Source organism: Bradyrhizobium sp. MI1.11, assembly GCF_055811255.1.
The window spans coordinates 231,235-250,265 of record NZ_JBVVPM010000002.1; the positions used below are offsets into that span (position 1 = coordinate 231,235).

General features: G+C 63.5%; 18 protein-coding genes. 11 read left to right on the forward strand and 7 right to left on the reverse strand.

Annotation, left to right across the window (positions count from 1 at the left end; genetic code table 11):
* Window positions 1-62: 62 nt before the first annotated feature.
* The 4 genes from AC0L30_RS03030 to AC0L30_RS03045 all read right to left on the reverse strand — a co-directional run bounded on the left by AC0L30_RS03030 (window position 63) and on the right by AC0L30_RS03045 (window position 4,181).
* Window positions 63-1,091, reverse strand: coding sequence for an ABC transporter permease (locus tag AC0L30_RS03030; protein ID WP_007603594.1), 1,029 nt, complete (start codon window positions 1,089-1,091; stop codon window positions 63-65).
* Between the two features lie 12 nt (window positions 1,092-1,103).
* Window positions 1,104-2,606 carry a sugar ABC transporter ATP-binding protein gene (locus AC0L30_RS03035; RefSeq protein WP_007603595.1) on the reverse strand — a complete coding sequence of 501 codons (1,503 nt, stop codon included), beginning with the start codon at window positions 2,604-2,606 and terminating at the stop codon, window positions 1,104-1,106.
* 6 nt (window positions 2,607-2,612) lie between these two features.
* Window positions 2,613-3,635: a sugar ABC transporter substrate-binding protein gene (locus AC0L30_RS03040; RefSeq protein ID WP_007603596.1), complete on the reverse strand. Its 1,023-nt coding sequence runs from the start codon at window positions 3,633-3,635 to the stop codon at window positions 2,613-2,615.
* 141 nt (window positions 3,636-3,776) lie between these two features.
* Window positions 3,777-4,181 (reverse strand): globin, encoded by a 405-nt coding sequence (locus AC0L30_RS03045; protein WP_473403740.1) that lies wholly within the window; start codon window positions 4,179-4,181, stop codon window positions 3,777-3,779.
* Between the two features lie 477 nt (window positions 4,182-4,658).
* On the opposite strand from AC0L30_RS03045, the gene AC0L30_RS03050 reads away from it, so the two are divergent.
* The 8 genes from AC0L30_RS03050 (at window position 4,659) to AC0L30_RS03085 (ending at window position 13,650) form a co-directional block, all read left to right on the forward strand.
* Window positions 4,659-5,033, forward strand: a complete 375-nt coding sequence (locus AC0L30_RS03050; protein ID WP_245286061.1) for a DUF2946 family protein — start codon at window positions 4,659-4,661, stop codon at window positions 5,031-5,033.
* Between the two features lie 84 nt (window positions 5,034-5,117).
* Window positions 5,118-7,325, forward strand: coding sequence for a TonB-dependent receptor family protein (locus tag AC0L30_RS03055; RefSeq protein ID WP_007603599.1), 2,208 nt, complete (start codon window positions 5,118-5,120; stop codon window positions 7,323-7,325).
* A gap of 140 nt (window positions 7,326-7,465) precedes the next feature.
* A complete protein-coding gene (locus AC0L30_RS03060; protein ID WP_473403741.1) occupies window positions 7,466-7,984 on the forward strand; it encodes a copper chaperone PCu(A)C in 519 nt (172 codons plus the stop codon).
* A 32-nt stretch (window positions 7,985-8,016) separates the two neighbouring features.
* Window positions 8,017-8,535 (forward strand): YcnI family copper-binding membrane protein, encoded by a 519-nt coding sequence (locus AC0L30_RS03065; protein WP_007603602.1) that lies wholly within the window; start codon window positions 8,017-8,019, stop codon window positions 8,533-8,535.
* On the forward strand, window positions 8,535-10,097 hold the full coding sequence (locus tag AC0L30_RS03070) for a copper resistance CopC/CopD family protein (protein WP_007603604.1): 1,563 nt from the start codon (window positions 8,535-8,537) through the stop codon (window positions 10,095-10,097). The genes AC0L30_RS03065 and AC0L30_RS03070 overlap by 1 nt, the downstream gene beginning before the upstream one ends.
* Before the next feature lie 153 nt (window positions 10,098-10,250).
* Complete coding sequence (gene proS / locus AC0L30_RS03075) at window positions 10,251-11,570, forward strand: proline--tRNA ligase (RefSeq protein WP_007603605.1); 1,320 nt, start codon at window positions 10,251-10,253, stop codon at window positions 11,568-11,570.
* A 90-nt stretch (window positions 11,571-11,660) separates the two neighbouring features.
* Complete coding sequence (locus tag AC0L30_RS03080) at window positions 11,661-12,941, forward strand: lipoprotein-releasing ABC transporter permease subunit (RefSeq protein WP_007603606.1); 1,281 nt, start codon at window positions 11,661-11,663, stop codon at window positions 12,939-12,941.
* A 7-nt stretch (window positions 12,942-12,948) separates the two neighbouring features.
* Window positions 12,949-13,650 carry an ABC transporter ATP-binding protein gene (locus tag AC0L30_RS03085; RefSeq protein WP_007603608.1) on the forward strand — a complete coding sequence of 234 codons (702 nt, stop codon included), beginning with the start codon at window positions 12,949-12,951 and terminating at the stop codon, window positions 13,648-13,650.
* A 78-nt stretch (window positions 13,651-13,728) separates the two neighbouring features.
* On the opposite strand, the gene AC0L30_RS03090 is transcribed toward AC0L30_RS03085, so the two are convergent.
* The gene (locus tag AC0L30_RS03090) at window positions 13,729-14,808 is read right to left on the reverse strand and encodes a zinc-binding dehydrogenase (protein WP_473403742.1); all 1,080 of its coding nucleotides are present in this window, start codon (window positions 14,806-14,808) and stop codon (window positions 13,729-13,731) included.
* Window positions 14,809-14,915: 107 nt separating this feature from the next.
* On the opposite strand from AC0L30_RS03090, the gene AC0L30_RS03095 reads away from it, so the two are divergent.
* The gene (locus tag AC0L30_RS03095) at window positions 14,916-15,689 is read left to right on the forward strand and encodes a helix-turn-helix transcriptional regulator (RefSeq protein WP_473403743.1); all 774 of its coding nucleotides are present in this window, start codon (window positions 14,916-14,918) and stop codon (window positions 15,687-15,689) included.
* Window positions 15,690-15,714: 25 nt separating this feature from the next.
* Here AC0L30_RS03095 and pdxR read toward each other — a convergent pair whose 3' ends face one another.
* Window positions 15,715-17,133 (reverse strand): MocR-like pyridoxine biosynthesis transcription factor PdxR, encoded by a 1,419-nt coding sequence (gene pdxR, locus AC0L30_RS03100; protein ID WP_473403769.1) that lies wholly within the window; start codon window positions 17,131-17,133, stop codon window positions 15,715-15,717.
* Between the two features lie 125 nt (window positions 17,134-17,258).
* Between pdxR and AC0L30_RS03105 the strand changes: the two genes are divergently transcribed.
* Both AC0L30_RS03105 and AC0L30_RS03110 read left to right on the forward strand, forming a co-directional pair.
* Window positions 17,259-17,723: a carboxymuconolactone decarboxylase family protein gene (locus AC0L30_RS03105; protein ID WP_007603613.1), complete on the forward strand. Its 465-nt coding sequence runs from the start codon at window positions 17,259-17,261 to the stop codon at window positions 17,721-17,723.
* Window positions 17,724-17,813: 90 nt separating this feature from the next.
* Window positions 17,814-18,452: an HD domain-containing protein gene (locus tag AC0L30_RS03110; protein WP_473403744.1), complete on the forward strand. Its 639-nt coding sequence runs from the start codon at window positions 17,814-17,816 to the stop codon at window positions 18,450-18,452.
* A 35-nt stretch (window positions 18,453-18,487) separates the two neighbouring features.
* Here the strand turns inward: AC0L30_RS03110 and AC0L30_RS03115 are convergent, their stop codons facing one another.
* A complete protein-coding gene (locus tag AC0L30_RS03115; protein ID WP_246648830.1) occupies window positions 18,488-18,871 on the reverse strand; it encodes a hypothetical protein in 384 nt (127 codons plus the stop codon).
* Window positions 18,872-19,031 lie beyond the last annotated feature (160 nt).

Consider the following 19,031-nt stretch of genomic DNA (forward strand, 5'->3'; position numbering starts at 1 on the left):
AAGTCCCTCACAGTCTCTACTGTGCATGGGGTTGTTTTCGCGCTTTTGGTTTTGAGGGGCGGCTATTCCACCGCCTTTTCCCTCAGCCGCTGCGCATAGACATTGATGACAAGCGCCGCCAGCAGGATCAGGCCGCGGATCAGGATCTTCAGGAAGCTGTCGATGTTGACGTGGTCGAGGCCGTTGTTGAGAACGCCGAGCACGAACAGCCCGACGATGGTGTTGCCGATGCCGCCGCGGCCGCCGAACAGGCTGGTGCCGCCGACCACGACGGCGGCGATGGAGTCGAGCAGATAGGTATCGAACTCGTTCTGCTGCGCGCTGCCGAAATGGGCGACACCGAGCATGCCGCCGATCCCGGAGCACACTGCCGAAATGACCATCACCGCGCCGAGGATGAGCTTGACGTTGAGGCCGGAATATTCGGCCGCCTCGCGGTTGCCGCCGACCATGTAGACGTAGCGGCCGAAGCGCGTGTAGGTCAGCACCAGATGGCCGCCAAGCAGCATGATCGCGGCGACGATGACGATCCATGGGATGCCGCCGATCGAGCCGGAGCCGAGCGTGGTAATCACGCCGGGCACCTTGTAGGCGATCTGGCCGCGCACCAGCAGCGCCGAGATGCCGGCCGCGATCTGCATCATCGCCAACGTCATGATGAAGGAGGGGATGCCGATCACGGTCAGCCCGAGCGCATTGACGAGGCCGAGCAACGCGCAGAGCAAAATAGCCAGCAGGATCGCCGCTGCTCCGGGCAGGGGAATGTTGGGAATGTTGACGTAGGATTCCTGGAGCGTGAAGTAGGCGACCGCGATGCCCGTGACGTTGGCGATGCTGGCGATCGAGAGGTCGATCTCCGCGCAGAGGATCACGAAGGTGAGGCCGACGGCGATGATTCCCGTGACCGACACCTGCGTCAGGATGTTGCCGAGATTGTCCAGCGTCGCGAAGGAGGGGCTGGCCAGTGCAAAGAAGCCGGACAGAAAAATCAGCGTCAGGAACGGGGCGATGTTGCGCATCTGCGAGCGCAGGAAGGGCGCAAGCCCCCGCGCCCGCTGCCCCGCCGCCAAAGCCGTGTCACTGCTCGCCATCGTGCTTCTCCGTCACGCCGCTTCCAGCAGGCGGTCCTTGCTGACCGGCTCGTTCGTGAACTCCCGCACCAATGCGCCGCGCTTGAGCACGAGGATGCGGTCAGCCAGTGACAGCACCGTTTCCGGCTCGGTCGACAGCACGATGATCGCAAGCCCTTTGGCGCGGAGATCGCGGACGATGTTGATGACGTCGTTCTTGGCGCCGACATCCATGCCGCGGGTGGGCTCGCACAGCACCAGGAGTTTGGGCGGATAGGTCAGCCATTTCGCCAGCGCGACTTTCTGCTGATTGCCGCCGGAGAGCATGCCGAGATCGAGGCCGACCACCGGCGGTCTGATCTGGAGCTGCTCGACCTGGCGCTTTGCGATGTCGCGCTCCTGCGCCGGCTTCAGCAGCAACGCCGAGATGCGATCGAGGATGCTGATCGAGATGTTCTTGTAGACCGGCTCCTGGTGAAACAGCATCGCCCGCCGGCTCTCGGGCACCAGCGCCACGCCGGCGCGCCGCGCCGCTGCCGTGCTCGCGAAAGTCTTGGGCTTGCCCTCGACCGCGAGCGTGCCGCCGTCCGGCTTCAGCTTGCCGAACAGGATGCGGGATAATTCCTGCTGGCCACAGCCCATGAAGCCGTAGATGCCGAGCACTTCGCCGGCGCGCGCCTCGAAGGAGATGTCCTTCAGGCTGCGGGCCAGCGACAATTGGTTGACCTTCAGGACCACCGAGCTGTCGCTCGGCTGCGGCAGCATCAGATCGTCGCTGTAGCTGTGCTCGAGCGCTTCGCCGCCGCGACCGATCATGGCCTCGATCAGCGCGCCCTTGCTGGTCGCCGCACTTGCGGTCTCCGCGACCTTCCGCCCGTTGCGGAACACAGTCACCGTGTCGGACACGCGCAAGATGTCCTCGATGAAATGCGAGATGAAGACGATCGCCGTGCCTTCCTCGCGCAGGCGCCGCAGCGTCGCGAACAGTCGCTCGACCTCGGGCGGGGAGAGGGCGGACGTCGGCTCGTCCAGGATGACGATGCGTGCGCCGGAGAACAGCACGCGGGCGATCTCGATCAGCTGCTGGAGCCCGATCGGTAAGTCACCCAGCCTGCTCATCGGATCGACATCGATGCCGAAGCGGGCGAGCTGCTCGCCGGCCTCGCGCGCCATCCGCCGCCATTGCACCAGGCCGAGCCGGTTGGTCGGCTGGTTGCCCAGAAACACGTTCTCCGCGACCGTGAGGTCGGGCGCGACCGACAGCTCCTGGTGCACCATGGCGATGCCGGCGCTGTGCGCGTCGCGGGCCGAGCGGAAATGCGTCTCCTGTCCGTCGATCAGGAAGCGGCCGGAGAATTCTGTGTGCACGCCGGCGATGATCTTCATCAGCGTGCTTTTTCCCGCGCCGTTCTCGCCGACGAGACCGTGGATCTCGCCGGGTGAGAGCGCGAAGTCAACACCACGAAGCGCCTCGACGCCGCCGAAGCTCTTCGTGATGCCCTGCAGTTCCAGGATGGGCGAACGATCCTCTCGCATGGAGACTCAGATCAGGAAATGATCCTGCATCCACTGCATCCCGGCGGCGTTGGCCTTGGTGACGACCGGTCCGTCGGTAACGACGTTCTTCGGAATGCCCTGTCCGCTCTTTTCGCCGCCGACTACGGCGGAAACGCCCGCGATGATCGCGCCGCCATGGATTCGGCAGGACGGATTGCGGACGGTGGCAAACATGCGGCCTTCGCTGACCGCCTGGATCGCCGGTGGCATCGCATCGACGCCGCCAATCAGGATGTTGGTGCGGCCCCGCGCCTTCATGATGTTGGCGGCGGCGAGCGCCATGTCGTCATTGTGGAAGAACGCCGCGTCGATCTGCGGGTACTTCGTCAGGTAGGTTTCCCAAAGACGTGCGGTCTTCGACACATCCCAGTCGGCCGGCTGCGTGTCCAGCACCTCAATGCCGGGGAATTGCTTCACGACGTTGTTGAAGCCCTTGGCGCGGCCCTGCGCGCCGGTGTGGCCGAGGGCTCCTTGCGTCATGATGATCTTGCCCTTGCCGCCCATGGCGTTGCAGAGCGCCTGCGTCACCGAGGCGCCCATGAACTCGTTGTCAGGGGCGAGGAAGGAGTGGACATTGATCTGGTCCAGCGGCGCAATCAGCGTGTCCATGTCGATCACGGGCGTGCCGGCGTCGATCATCTTCTGCACCGGCTGGGTGAGGGTGCCGATGCCAAAAGCCTGGATCGCGACGAAGTCCCATTTCTGCGACGCCATGTTGTCGATCGCCGCGCGCTGCTTCACGGCATCGAGCTGGCCGTCGAACCAGGTGACTTCGACATTGAACAGCTTGCCCCAGAATTCCGCCGCCTGCTTGCCCTGCGCGCACCAGGTCGCCTGGAGGCCTGCGTTGGAGAACGCCGCTTTCAGCGGCTTCTCGCTGCGTCCGACTTCGGCTGCAAGGGCGGGGTTTATGCCCATGCTGCCGAGGATGGCAGTCGCGGCGCCGGCGATTGCTGCCGCCTGAAGAAGATCGCGCCTCGTCGTCGAGAAATCTTTCGTCCCGGACATCGCTCGCTCCCATACAATTCTATTTTCGACGCGTCATTGATTGCGCGACCGATGTCCGAAAGTGTCTCACAAGAGTTGGCGCCACTCAATCCGCAATCAACGGCGGGATCGCCGCGAGACGCGTTGGTGCAGCGCAAATCGTCAGGCCGGGGCGCCGGCGAACGCGTCGATCTCGATGAGCAGTCGGTCCCAGGCCTGCGCGATGTCCGACGACCATTCATCGCCGAGAAGATCGCGCAGCGTGTCCCTGACGACGGCGAAGAAGGCAGTGAACAGCTCGCGCGGCGTGCCGTAGCCATCGTGCGACACGACCTCGCATGCGCTCAGCCGGAATTGCCCACGGCGATCACCGGCGAAGTCGAGAATCGCCTCGATCGTGAGTGCCAGCATCGAGCCCATCACGAGTTCGCTGCCTTGTTTGCGGAACATCGCCCGCGTTTCGGGATGCTGTTCGAACAGCCGTCGATAGACGAGTGGCGTGAGGTCGATGCAGCGCGAGGCTGCAAGTTCAAAGCTCTGTTCGATCGGATTGGGAGACAGGTTCATCGGCGCTGTGGCCATTCAGACAAAAAAAGAGCGGGGCCCTAGCCCCGCTCGAAAATTGTGTCGACCCTATTATCCCCGATTCTAAGATTTGATCTTGATTGGCGGGGCGACGCTGCATTTTGCGCGTCAGGGGCTCCTCCCGAGACTTGGACCACCAGACTTCGACCTCGCGGCCAGCCTGAGCAAGGGGATGCTAGATCAACTTTTCTCACTTGTCATCATTTTCGGCAACGAATGTTCAAAATTCGAGCAATTGACGAAATGATCGGGCTGCCGGCCGGGTAAGCATATGACAAACATAAGAAATCTGTGGATGGGCCATCGGCTCGACTGCCTCAAATGCCGGAGGTTCCCTCCCGTGGGCGGTCGGACCACGGTTTTCCGGGAAGTTTGCGCTGGATTAAGAAGGCGGCGGAACCGGGCTCGACTCGGCCATAGCGCGGTGTTTAGTTAGTAGACGAACGAATGGTTCGGCGGATGCGCGCACGGCTGCAAAAATTCCTACCTCTGGTCCTGCTCGCCCTGGTGATGCAGGTGCTGGCGCCGATTGCCGCCTGTCTGGCGGCCGGCCAAGCCGTGGCCGATCCGTTGTCCGCCGCCGTCATCTGCCACAGCGCGAGCGAGCAGGGCGGCCTGAACGACCCAGCGGGTACGCCGGTCGCACATGCCGGTGCGTGTGCCCTCTGTTGCCTGGCGCAGGTGGGCGCGTCGCTCGATTCGCCGCCGCATGCCGCGCTCTCCGTTCCCTTCCGCCATGCCGAACGCGTGGTGTGGCACGCGGCGGAGGCATCCGCCGGGGCGGCCCATAAAGGCACAAACGCGCAGGCGCGCGCACCGCCTCAATTTTCCTGACGACTCTCGTGATCGCCGCGGTCCGCCGTAGGCGATTAATGCTGTCGAAAGGCCGGAGAGAAAGCCCGGCGTCAGGAATGCCCCATGTTACGTTGTCATGCCCGCCGTGGTGTGAGCGTCGTTGCCATTCAGGCCGCGCTGCTTGCATCATCGAACGGAGCCTTTGCCCAAAGCAGCAGCGCAGTGCTGCCGCCTATCACAGTTGAGGCGCCTCAGCAGAAGCGTGCGTCGGCCGTCCGATCGCCACGCAATTCTGCGCGATCGGCCCGCGTCACGCGAAGCCTGCGAACGACCCCATCGCCGCAGCAAACCGCGAGCGAACAGAGTGCAGGGGCTCCGGGTGCCCTGACGGTTCTGACTGCGCAACAAGCGCTGGCGGAGATTAACCAGACTCCGGGCGGCGTGGCGCTCGTCTCGGCCGATGCGTACAGGAACTCGACGCCGTCCAACACGATCAAGGATGTTCTGGATTACGTGCCCGGCGTGTACGCCCAGCCCAAATGGGGCGACGACACCCGCCTTTCGATTCGCGGGTCCGGCCTGTCGCGCAATTTTCATCTGCGCGGCGTGCAGCTCTATATGGACGGCATTCCGATCAACACCGCGGATGGTTATGGCGATTTCCAGGAGATCGATCCGAGCGCCTACAAATATGTCGAAGTCTTCAAGGGCGGCAACGCGCTTCAGTTTGGCGCCAATTCGCTCGGAGGCGCGATCAACTTCGTGACTCCGACCGGCCGCGACTCGTTTCCGAATGGTGTGTCCTTCGATGTCGGAGGATTCGGCTACAAACGCCTTCAGGCGAACGCAGGAGGCGTCAACGGGCGGTGGGACGGTTTCGTGACCGCTTCCGCGCAGGCCGCGGACGGTTTTCGCGATCACAGTTTTGGCTCGAGCAACCGTTTGAGCGGCAATATTGGGTATCAGTTCTCACCGGATGTCGAGACCCGGTTCTACCTCAATGCCAACGAAGTCCGGCAGCGAATCCCGGGTACCGTGACCAAGACATCCGCTTTGACCGATCCGGAAGCTGCTGCACCCGCGAATGTTGCGATGGATCAGCAGCGCAATATCGATACTGTCAGGCTCGCCAACAAAACCACCGTTCGTTTCGATGACACCAAAGTCGAATTCGGCGCCTTTGGTGTCGATCGCCATTTGATGCATCCGATTTTCCAGTGGCTGGACTACCGTTACAAGGACTATGGAGGATTCGCGAAGATCACGGATGACCGCACCATTGGCGGCTTCCGCAACAGGTTGGTCGCGGGCGTCTATGTGCTGAACGGCAGCATCGACAACCAGCAGTTCGCCAACATTGGCGGGCAGAAGGGTGCACTGCTTTCTTCCTCGATCGATCGGTCGGAGAATACCTCCGCCTATGTCGAAGACAGCTTCTACGTCATTCCAAATCTTGCGGTGATCGGCGGCACGCAATTTCTGTACGCGACCCGCAATCGGCAGGATCGTTTCCTCAGCGACGGGGATCAATCGGGGGCAACGCGCTTTAATGTCTGGTCGCCGAAAGGCGGTCTGTTGTGGCAAATCGATCCGGCCTGGCAGGCCTTCGCCAATGTCTCGCGGAGCGCCGAGGTGCCGAGCTTCGGCGAAAGCGCGATTGGTCCTGGCATTCCGACGATTCCGTTCACCAGCATCCGCCCGCAGATTGCGACCACGTACGAAATCGGGTCTCGCATGAAGCGGCCTGATTACGCCTGGGAACTGACGGCGTACCGGGCCAACATTCGCGACGAACTGCAATGCCTCTATAGTGCTTTTGGCAACTGCAATGTGACCAATGCCGACCACACCATCCATCAAGGCATCGAGGCCGGCGCGGGCGCAGCAATCTTTCGTGACATCTTCGTCAACGGCCCGGCGCCGGACAAAATCTGGCTGAATGTCGCTTATTCCTTCAACGACTTCCGCTTCGACAAAGATCCCACTTTCGGAAACAATCGATTGCCGGGAGCCCCAAGTCACTATTTGCGCGCGGAGCTTCTCTACAAGCACCCTACCGGTTTCTATGTTGGACCCAACGTCGAATGGGTGCCACAGGCCTACTTTGTGGACAGCATGAACACGCTGACGACAGAGCCTTACGCCTTGTTGGGATTGAAAGCCGGGTTCGACAATGGCGGCCCGATGTCTGCCTACATCGAGGGGCGCAATCTCACCAACAAGACCTACATAGCCAGCGCGAGCATCATCGATCGAGCGACGGCGACGTCAGCATTGTTTGAGCCGGGTACGGGAAGAGCAGTGTACGCTGGAATGAGGTATCGATGGTGACGGGCAAATGGCACTTGGGTCTATGTTCGGCTCCGCGGCAGGCCGGCGTTCCGAATGCCGATGCTGACGGCAGCGGAAGGGTGTCGCGGAAGAATGCAGGGCCATTCTCGGCCCGATCAATCGTGAAAGAGGCAATCAACATGAAGACTATCGGACGAACTCTCCTTGCAATTTCACTGTTGCTGACCGGCTGTGCCGTCGCGCGGGCCGACGACGTCAAGGCGGGCGATCTCGTCATCTCGCAGGCGTGGAGCCGGGCGACACCGGGCGGCGCTAAGGTCGCCGGCGGCTATCTCACCATCGAGAACAAGGGCACAGTGGCCGACAAGCTGGTCGGCGTCTCCGCCGAGATCGCGGGGAAGGCTGAGGTCCACGAGATGGCGATGGACAATGGCGTGATGAAGATGCGTCTGCTCGACAAGGGTCTCGTGATCGATCCCGGCAAGACGGTGAAGTTCGCCCCCGGCGGCTACCACCTGATGCTGCAGGAGCTGAAGGGCCCCTTCAAGCAGGGCGACAAGGTGCCGGTGACGCTTCAGTTCGAGAAGGCCGGCAAGGTCGCCGTCTCCCTCGACGTACAGGGCGTCGGCGCCCAGACGCCGGGCGAGGGCGGGCACATGATGAAGAAAATGCCGGATCATTCGGGAATGAAGATGTGACGAGCATGATCTGGACCTTCGGGAGACCCAATATGTCGAAGCGAACCTGGCTGATCTTTCTGAGCGTCTTTGCGGCAACGCCAGCGACCGCGCACGTCTTCCTCGAAGGCAAGCAGGCCACGGTCGGTGCTTCCTACAAGGCCGTCTTCGCCGTCCCGCACGGCTGCGCGGGCTCGCCCACGGTGAAAATCCGGGTGCAGATCCCGGAAGGCGTGATCGCGGTGAAACCGATGCCGAAGGCGGGCTGGAGTGTTGACGTGGTCGAGGGCAAATACGCCGGCGAATACGATTATCACGGCAACAGGCTCTCCTCCGGCGTCAAGGAGGTGACTTGGTCCGGCGGCAAGCTGCCGGACAAGAACTATGACGAGTTCGTCATGCACACGGCCCTGACCGACACGCTCAAACCGAACACAATCCTGTACTTTCCCGTAATCCAGGAATGCGAGACCGGCGTCAGCCGCTGGATCGAGATCCCCGCGGAGGGGGCCGGGCATTCGCACGAGGGCAAGTCACCGGCGCCGGGCGTAAAACTCCTGCCAAAACCCTGATGCGCCTGCTCGCCGCGCTCGCGACGCTGCTCCTCGTCGTCGGCTTCGCAACCGGCGTCTCGGCGCACGCGGCGCTCGTCGCCGTCGAGCCGGCGAGCGGCAGCATGCTCGCGAGCGCGCCAAAGGCGGTGGAGTTGCGCTTCAACGAGACGGTGACGCCGGGCGCGATCCGGCTGATCGACGGCGCAGGCAGGGCGCGGGATGATGTGCGCGTCAACGCATCGGGCGAGACCATCTCGGTCGTGATGCCGGCGGACCTGCCGCAGGGCACGGCCGTCGTCAGCTATCGCGTCATTTCGCAGGACGGCCATCCCGTCGCGGGATCGGCGATCTTCTCGATCGGCACGCCGACGGGGACGCAACCTCCCGCAAACGCCGATGGCGGATTGAACGTGCTGATCTGGCTGGCGCGGGTCGGTCTCAATCTTGGCCTGTTCGTCGGCGTCGGCGGCGTGTTCTTTGCTCGCTGGGTTGCGTGGTCGATGACCGGCATGACCGTTCCGCGCGTGGCGCTCGCCATCGGCCTCACGAGCGCGGTGGTGTCCATTGGCGTGTTGGGGCTGGATCTCCTCGGCCTACCGCTGTCCGCTCTCGCGACGATGGCTCCCTGGAAAGTCGCATCCGGGACCAGCGCGGGCCCAGCCTTGCTCGTGGCCATCGCTGCAATGCTGTTCGCGCTGCTGGCGCTAGGCCACGCGTGGTGCGCGCGCGCTCTGGCGATCATTGCCTTCGTCGGCGTCGGCTTGTCGCTGGCCATGACCGGGCACGCCGCTACGGCACCGCCCGAACTGTTGACCCGCCCGACAATCTTTCTCCATGGTCTCGGTGTGGCCTTTTGGATTGGGGCCCTCGCGCCGCTGGTCGCCCTGTTGTCAAAGACATCGGCCGCGGCATTGCCTGTCGTGAACCGCTTCTCCCGCATCGCCGCGCTGGCCGTTGGCGTTCTGGCATTGACCGGCCTCGCGCTCGCCATCGTCCAGCTTGAGAAGCCGTCCGCATTGGTCGAGACTCGGTATGGACTCATCCTCTCGATCAAGCTGGCGCTGGTGCTCGTGCTGCTGGCGCTTGCCGCGCTCAACCGCTTTCGCCTGACTCCGGCTCTGGCGGGGGATCACAAGGCCGCGCAGAGCCTGAAGCGCTCGATCGTGCTCGAATGCGCCATCGCGCTCGGCATCTTCGCCGTCGTGGCCGGCTGGCGCTTCACGCCGCCGCCGCGGACGATCATTCCAGAGACGCCGCTGGCGATCCACATCCACACCGACAGGGCGATGTTCCAGGTCCTGGTCTCGCCGGGTAAGGCGGGTATCGACGATTTCGTGCTGCAGCTCATGACCGGCGAGGGGGCGGTGCTTGAGGCCAAGGAGGTGACGCTGACGCTGAGCCTGCCCGAACGCGGCATCGAGCCGATGGAGCGGGACGCCTCGCGCGGGCCGGACCGCTACTGGCACGTGCGCAAGGTCGAGCTGCCCTTTGCCGGCCGCTGGCATGTGCGGATCGACGCGCTCTTGAGCGATTTCGAGAAGATCACGCTGGAGGACGAGCTCGAGGTGGCGGCGCCCTGAATCGGGCTCTTCGGCGCATCACGTCGAACCTGAAGTCGACGGAAAAATGACAGGAATTCCGCTGTGTTAGCGGGTTTTCCTCATTCCCGGTCTTGTGTTTTGGCTCCCAATCCGGTTTCACTGCAAGCCATCACTGATTCCTCGAGTATTGCCATGCGGTTGTCGCGGTTCTTTCTGCCCATCCTGAAGGAAAATCCGAAAGAGGCGGAGATCGTCTCGCATCGGCTGATGCTGCGTGCCGGCATGATCCGGCAGGAGGCCGCCGGCATCTACGCTTGGCTGCCGCTCGGCTTCCGCGTGCTCAAGAAGATCGAGCAGATCGTGCGCGAGGAGCAGGACCGCTCCGGCGCGCTGGAACTGTTGATGCCGACGCTTCAGCTTGCCGATCTCTGGCGCGAGAGCGGCCGCTACGATGCCTATGGCCCCGAGATGCTGCGCATCGCCGACCGGCACAAGCGTGAGCTGCTATACGGGCCGACCAACGAGGAAATGATCACCGAGATCTTCCGCGCCTATGTGAAGTCCTACAAGAGCCTGCCGCTGAATCTCTATCATATTCAGTGGAAATTCCGCGACGAGCAGCGTCCCCGCTTTGGCGTGATGCGCGGCCGCGAGTTCCTGATGAAGGATGCCTATTCGTTCGACCTCAACGAGGCCGCGGCGCGCGTCGCCTACAACAAGATGTTCGTGGCGTATTTGCGCACCTTCGCGCGGATGGGGCTGAAGGCGATCCCGATGCGCGCCGAGACCGGCCCGATCGGCGGCGATCTCAGCCACGAGTTCATCGTGCTCGCCGAGACCGGCGAATCCGGCGTGTTCATCAATCGCGACGTGCTGGACCTGCCGGTGCCGGGCGAGGACGTCGACTACGAGAGCGATTTGACGCCGATCATCAAGCAATGGACCTCGGTCTATGCGGCGACGGAAGACGTTCACGACGCGGCGCGCTTCGAGCAGGAAGTGCCCGCGGACAAGCGGGTGAACACCCGCGGGATCGAGGTTGGGCAGATCTTCTATTTCGGCACGAAATATTCCGACGCGATGAAGGCGCTGGTGGCGGGCCCCGACGGGGTCGACGTGCCGATCCATGGCGGCTCCTACGGCGTCGGCGTCTCGCGCCTGCTCGGCGCCATCATCGAGGCCTGCCATGACGATGCCGGCATCAAATGGCCGGAGGCCGTTGCCCCGTTCCGCGTGTCGATTCTCAACCTCAAGCAGGGCGATGCGGCGGTCGATGCGGCCTGCGAGAAGCTCTATGCGGAGCTGTCCGCCAAGGGCGTCGACGTGCTCTACGACGACACCGACCAGCGCGCCGGAGCCAAATTCGCCGCCGCCGACCTGATCGGCATTCCCTGGCAGATCATGATCGGGCCGAAAGGGCTCGCCGACGGCAAGGTCGAGCTCAAGCGGCGAAGTGACGGCGCCCGCGAGACCATGTCGCCTGCGGACGTGGTCGCAAGACTTGTGGGCTGATAAGGCTGGTCGGCTGAATATTGTTCATCGCCCCAGATTGCGGCCGCCAATCCGGCCACATTTGACCCCGAATCATGGGACTATCGAGCGATGGATGAGACCATGACCGAAACCGTTCAAACTGCGCCTTTTGCGCCATTCGAGTGGATGCTGTCGGCGCGCTACTTACGGGCGCGCCGCAAGGAGGGATTCATCTCGGTCATCGCCGGGTTCTCCTTCCTCGGTATCATGCTGGGCGTGGCGACGCTGATCATCGTCATGGCCGTCATGAACGGCTTCCGCAAGGAGCTGCTCGACAAGATCCTCGGGCTCAACGGCCACATCCTGGTCCAGCCGCTGGAGTCGCCGCTGACCGACTGGAAGGACGTCGCCGACCGCCTCAGCCAGGTCCAGGGCATCCGGCTCGCGGCGCCCGTGGTGGATGGCCAGGCGCTGGCGTCATCGCCGTGGAACGCCTCCGGCGTGCTGGTGCGCGGCATCCGCTCCGACGACCTCAACAACCTCACCTCGATTGCCAAGAACATCAAGCAGGGTTCGCTCGAGGGCTTTGACGACGGGCAGGGGGTCGCGATCGGCCGGCGCCTCGCCGACCAGCTGTCGCTGCACGCCGGCGACAGCATCACGCTGGTGGCGCCGAAGGGCGCGGTCACCCCGATGGGCACGACACCGCGCATAAAACCGTACAAGATCGCGGCGGTGTTCGAGATCGGAATGTCCGAGTATGATCTCGGCTTCGTGTTCATGCCGCTCGCGGAGGCGCAGGCCTATTTCAACCGCAGCAACGACGTCACCTCGATCGAGGTCTTCACCACCAATCCGGATCAGATCGTCGCGTTCCGCCAGGCCGTGACGGAGGCGGCGGGCCGGCCGGTGTTCCTGGTGGACTGGCGCCAGCGCAACTCGACCTTCTTCAACGCGCTCCAGGTCGAGCGCAACGTGATGTTCCTGATCCTCACCATGATCGTGCTAGTCGCGGCGCTCAACATCGTCTCCGGCCTGATCATGCTGGTGAAGGACAAGGGCAGCGACATCGCGATCCTGCGCACGATGGGGGCTTCGCAAGGCTCGATCATGCGCATCTTCCTGATCACGGGCGCCTCGATCGGCGTGGTCGGTACGATGGTCGGCTTCATCGTCGGGCTGGTGATCTGCCTGAACATCGAATCGATCAGGCAATTCCTGTCCTGGCTGACCAGCACCGAGCTATTTTCGCCAGAGCTGTATTTCCTGTCGAAGCTGCCCGCCGAGATCGACATCGGCGAGACCTCGGCCGTCGTCATCATGGCGCTGACGCTGTCGTTCCTGGCGACGCTGTATCCGTCTTGGCGCGCCGCGCGCCTCGATCCCGTCGAAGCGCTGCGGTACGAGTGAGGGGCTGATGGAGAGCCAGGGGGCGGAAGATGTACCGGTCATTTATCTCCACGAGATAAAGCGGCAGTACTTGCAGGGCGAGGTGCCGCTGACGATCCTCGACGGCGCCAAGCTCGCGCTGTGGGCGGGCCAGTCCGTCGCGCTGGTGGCGCCGTCCGGCTCGGGCAAGTCGACGCTGCTGCACATTGCGGGACTGTTGGAAGCGCCCGATTCCGGCGAGGTCTACGTCAATGGCGCGCCGACCTCGCAACTGCCCGACATCGAGCGCACCCAGCTTCGCCGCACCGATATCGGCTTCGTCTACCAGTCGCACCGGCTGCTGCCGGAGTTCTCGGCGCTCGAAAATGTGATGATGCCGCAGATGATCCGCGGCCTCAAGAAGTCCGAGAGCGTCAAGCGCGCCAAGGAAATCCTGGGCTATCTCGGCCTCGGCGAGCGCATCACGCACCGTCCGTCTGAGCTGTCGGGCGGTGAGCAGCAGCGCGTTGCGATCGCGCGCGCCGTGGCCAATGCTCCGCGGGTGCTGTTCGCGGACGAGCCGACCGGCAATCTCGATCCGCACACCGCGGACCACGTCTTCCAGGCCCTGATGCAGCTCGTCAAGGCGACCAAGGTCTCCATGCTGATCGCGACCCACAACATGGAACTCGCCGGCCGCATGGACCGCCGCGTGTCGCTGTCGAACGGCCAGGTGGTCGAGCTCGAGTAAAAACCGCGAAAACAACCCCATACACAGTAGCCAAGTGCTTGGCCGGATTGACGAAAAAAATGGCGTTCCCCGGGGTGCTCAAGGCCGGATCACCGTCATTCTGAACGGTCCGCCATTGGCGGCGGCATGGTCCACCGCCTCATTGGCATGGTCGAGATCGAAGGCGGTGGCCTCGTACTCCTCCAGCCTGAGCAGTCCCGCGCGCACCAGCGCGATCAGGCGGCTTGCTGCATCCGGCGGGTACATCCAGACGCCGTGGATGCTGATGCAATTGCGCATGATCCAGGGGTAGGGCAGCTCGAGGCCGGCGCCGCCGGCCATGCCGACACCGCCCATCAGCACGACACGGCCGTAAGGACGCACCGTCATGATCGCCGCGCGCACCACATTCGTGCTCACCGAGGGCGGCATGATGTCGAGCACGCAGTCGATCGGCCCGGGCGCCGCGCGCTTCATGCTCTCGCGGTCGTCGTCCTCGTTGCCGGAGAGACTGACCGGCCTTACGCGATCGCCGAAGCGGCGGACCAGGTCGGCCAAGACCTTGTCGTTGCGGCCGGGCGCGACCACGCAGGCCGCGCCCATTGCGAGCGCGACCGAGACGGCCGCGCTGCCGAAATTGCCGGTGGCCCCGCTCACCAGCACGGTCTCGCCCGGCTGAAGATTGGCGGCAAGGAAGCCGCCATAGGGCACCAGCAGCGTCCCCAGCGCACACCATCGCGTGGCTTCGTCGGACGCGATTTGACCTAGGCGCTTCACGTTCTCCGTTGGCACGCGCATCTGCTCGGCGAACGAGCCGTGGCGAAAATGCCGTTGCAGGCGCATGGCGCCGGCACCGGGGGCGGTGAGTCCTTGCAGGGCAATGTCGGGCGCTGCGGCGTCGTCGCGCGAGCGCACCGTCGGGTCGCAGAACACCCAGTCGCCAACGCTGAGCTTCGTCGCGTCCGGGCCGATGGCGCGGACCCGGCCGATGCCGCCAGGCCCCGGGATGATCGGCAGGTCGAGCGCATAGTTGCGCGCCCCGCTGAAGACCTCGTTCATGTAGGACAGCACCCGCGTTGCGACGACGTCCACGATGACCTCGCCCGTGCCGAGCACAGGGTCCGCGGCTTCCTCAATCGCAAGCGGCGATCCAAACGATTTCAATACGGCAGCCTTCATGATCTCACCTCAAAGTGGAGTGAAGCCCATATGCGCCGCCTTTCCAGGCCCGGGAAGGCCTGGTATTATCCTAGTATTCCCCAAGCCCTCCATCGAGGCACGTCACCATGGCCGACCCACGCCGCGTCGAATTCGGCGACTTCCTCAGGTCCCGCCGCGAAAAGCTGTCGCCGAAGACGGTCGGGCTTCCCGCCGGCCGGCGACGCCGCACCGCGGGCCTGCGCCGCGAGGAGGTCGCGCAGCTCGCCGGCATCGGGGTCGACTGGTACATCCGCCTCGAGCAGGGCCGCACCGTCAGCCCGTCGGTCACCACCGTCGACGCGCTGGCGCGCGCGCTCCGCCTCAGCAAGGCCGAGCACGCCCATCTCAAGGCGCTGGCGCGCGACGGCGACAAGCGCGCGTTCACGCGCGAGATCGTGCCGCCGCCCGTTCGGCGGATGATCGAGAGCCTGGCGCAGCCGGCCTACATCACGGGGCGGCGCTGGGACGTGCTGGCCTGGAACGACGCCGCCGAGGAGATCTTCGGGTTCGGGCAATTGCCCGAGCAGGATCGCAACACGCTGCTGCTGGTGCTGACGAACAAGCAGACGCGAAAATTCTACGGTGCCGGCTGGGCCGACGTCGCCAAGAGCATGGTCGCGATGTTTCGCGCCACTCACGACGTCTGGGCCGGCGATCCGGCCTTCACGGACTTGTTGACGCGGCTGCGCCAGGGCAGTCCGGAATTCGTCAAATGGTGGGAAGCACACGAGATCCGCAGCACCGCGGCGGGCCTCAAGATCATGAACCATCCGACCAAGGGCGTGCTCCGGTTCGAGCACACCAGCTTTCAGGCCAATGACGATCCGGCGTTGAAGCTGGTGATCTACACGCCGGTGTAGATTGCGGAAGCATAGGGCCTGCTCGTCACGTGTGACGGTCGATGATCTGAAGCAGCCGATCGCAGGATGCCTCGATCCTCTTGTGGGGCGATGTGGCGACGCCCAGCAACAGGCCGGATCGCGCCGAGGCCGCAGACGCATGCCATAGCGACAGCGGCGTGGGCGCCAATCCAAACGATGCCGCTTCCCGCGCGATCGCGACGTCGGAGGTTCCGTCCGGCAGTCTCAGGACCGCGGCCAATCCGGCGATCGCAACGTCCTTGGCAACGTCCTTGGCGCCTGCCTTCAAATATTTCAGCAGCGCATCGCCTTGCGCGGCATAGGCCCGCTTCGTGCGTCGAAGATGCCGTAGATAGTGGCCGTCGCGGATGAATTCGGCGGTTGCGAGTTGTACGGAGGGCCCGGGCGCCGGAGCGAGGCATGCCGCAACCTCGGCAAAACGGGAAGCCAGAGAGGCGGGTGCAACGACGAAGCCCAGCCGCAAGGCAGGAGTCAGGGTCTTGCTGAAAGACCCGATGTGAATGACGCGCCCGAAACGATCGAGAGAAGCGAGCGCCGGTGTGGCCCGGCCTCTCAGCTGAAGCTCGCTGAGATAGTCGTCCTCGATCACCCAGACCCGTTCCTGGGCGGCCCAGTCGAGAAGACGCGAACGTCTTGCCAGTGACAATGTGGAGCCAAGCGGTGCCTGCTGTCCCGGGGTCACGACGACCAATGCAGCATCGGGAGCGTGTTTCAGGCCGTAACCGACGTCGATGCCGTCCGCGTCAACCGGGATCGGCGTGATCGACAAGCTTGCAAGCTCAAGCCCGTGCCTAGTGAAGGGGAAGCCCGGGTCCTCCATCCAGACCTTTTTCTGCTCGAGGCAGAGAACCCGGAGTGCCAGTCCGAGCCCGCTGCTGAAGCCGCCGGTGATGATGATCTGCGACGGTGCACATTCGATCCCCCTCGCCAGCGCCAGATACGCAGCGATGTCGCGCCTCAATTCCAGCTCGCCGCGGGGATCCCGGTAGATGGCCGGTGCGCTCGTCTCCGCGCGCACCGCCCGCGTGCGCATCCTCGCGAACAGCTTGGCGGGAAAGGTCTCGTGAGCGGGCACACCCATCTGGAAAACGGCCGGTCCCGCAGTCAGCTCCTGGTACATCTCCATGAACGAGCCGGGGTGGGGAGCTGCTTCCTGCCGAGGGGTAAAGGCGGGCCGATCCGCAACATGCGTTCCGGTCGCGCGCGACGCGACGATCAATTGCGCGGAGGAGAGCTTTTCGTAAGCCGAACGCACGGTGCCGCGCGCGACACCCAGCTGAGCCGCCAAATCCTGCCAGGACGGCAGACGAGCTCCCGGCGCCAGCACGCCGCTCTCGATGGCAGCTCCGATACCTCTGCGGATTTGTTCCGCCAATGGCGTCTTCGCAGATCGATCGAGCTCCAGCCGCAGCGGCTTGACCATGCCTTCGTGGTACACGATTTTTGTCCATTCTTGGTGCTTTTTTGTAGACCAGTGCGAGGACATTTATCAGACAAGGAACGTATCCGGCGACCGCCGCCGAACAGAACCGATCATGGAGTATGAAAATGGCCAAGCGTCTCGATTACGACCGCATCGCACCCGCAGGGATGAAAGCGCTCGGCGGCGTCTACGGCTATGTCATGCAGAGCAATCTTCCTGCCACGCTCGTCACTCTGGTCTATCTGCGCATTTCGCAGATCAACGGCTGCGCCTACTGCCTCGACATGCACACGCGCGATCTGCTGAAGAGCGGACAGAAGATCGAAAAGATCGCGCTGGTGCAGACCTGGGCGGAAGGCGGTCATCTCTTCGACGAGCGGGAGCGTGCCGCCCTCGCATGGGCCGAAACGGTGACCCTTGTGGCTGAAACCGGCATCCCGGATCAAGCTTACGAGGCTGCCCGCGCCGTCTTCCAGGAGCGCGAGCTCGTCGATCTCACCATCGCGATCGGCCTGATGAACGCGTACAATCGCATGGCAATCAGCTTCCGAAATACGCCACAGGCCGCGAAGGAGGAGATGGCAGCCTGACCGCGGTGCCAGACGGCAAGAGGGTACAGACATGCCTTCGACTACGACGGCATGTCCTGAGAAATCGGCGATTCAAGGCAGGAGCTTGATATGACCATCGCAATTTCCGGCGTGAAGATTCCCGACAGTAAGATCGCACGGGAGGCCGCCGAGCTGGTGCGCCAGTACGAAAACGACATGTTGTTCAACCACTCGGTCCGCGTCTTTGTGTTCGGCGCGATCAAGGGACATCGGAAAAATCTAAAATTCGATTCCGAGCTGCTCTACATCGCGGCGCTGTTCCACGATCTCGGGCTTGTTGACCATTACCATACACAGACCATCCGATTTGAAGTTGATGGCGCCGATGCCGCCCGCGAATTTCTGAGGGGACACGGCATTGACGAGCCAAAGGCCGATCTGGTTTGGGAGGCGATCGCGTTACATACGACGCCTGGAATTCCACAATACATGCGGCCGGAAATCGCTCTCACGCATGCGGGCGTTTTGGTCGACGTCGTGGGGATTGGCTATGATGAGTACACGCCGGAGCAGCGCGACCAGGTGACCACCGCATTTCCGCGCGGTGACTTCAAGAACGAGTTCCTTCAGATACAAACCTGCTCAGCCTTGAAGAAGCCGCAGACCACGTTCGGGACTGTTAATTTCGATTACATCGAAGATCACGACCCCACATTTCACAAGCCGAACGCATGCACTCGCATCCGCAACACTCCCTGGCAGAGCTGACCTTCGGCGCGATGTTCGAGTTTCGCTACGTTGACTCATGGCGACGGTGCGGCCGGGGGCGTTACGCTGGCGTTCGGCTGCTGAATAGCCGGCCACGGGCTCTTGGGAGCCGGCGTCGTCACCGCGCATGACGTCGCAAGCTGCGGCCACACTGACGTCAGGCCCGTCAGGTCGATGTCGAATTTCGTGATGTCCGCCTTGTCGTCGGGTAGCAGCATGGTTTCGCGGACATGCAGGGAGCGGGACGCCAGTATCGCCTTGACCATCTCGGGATCGATGCTGCCGCGCCAGACCTCATATTTTCCGGCCCGCAATGCAGACCCTCCGGCCGTCTTGTCCGGAGCGGCGTCCGCCGTCACCAGGATGGTGCTCTTGCCGACGGCCGTCTCGTCGATCTCGCCCGCGAATGTCAGCGGCACGCGCTTTCTGCTTTCGCAAGACAGACGCCATTCTCCATAGGCCGGAACGAAGCGCCGTTCTCCTTCTTCAGCATCGCGATCTTGCGGACGAAGGGGCGCGCTTCGTTTTCCAGTTTCCAGGGTCCGTCCGCCACGTCTGGATTGGTAATCTGGCGACCAG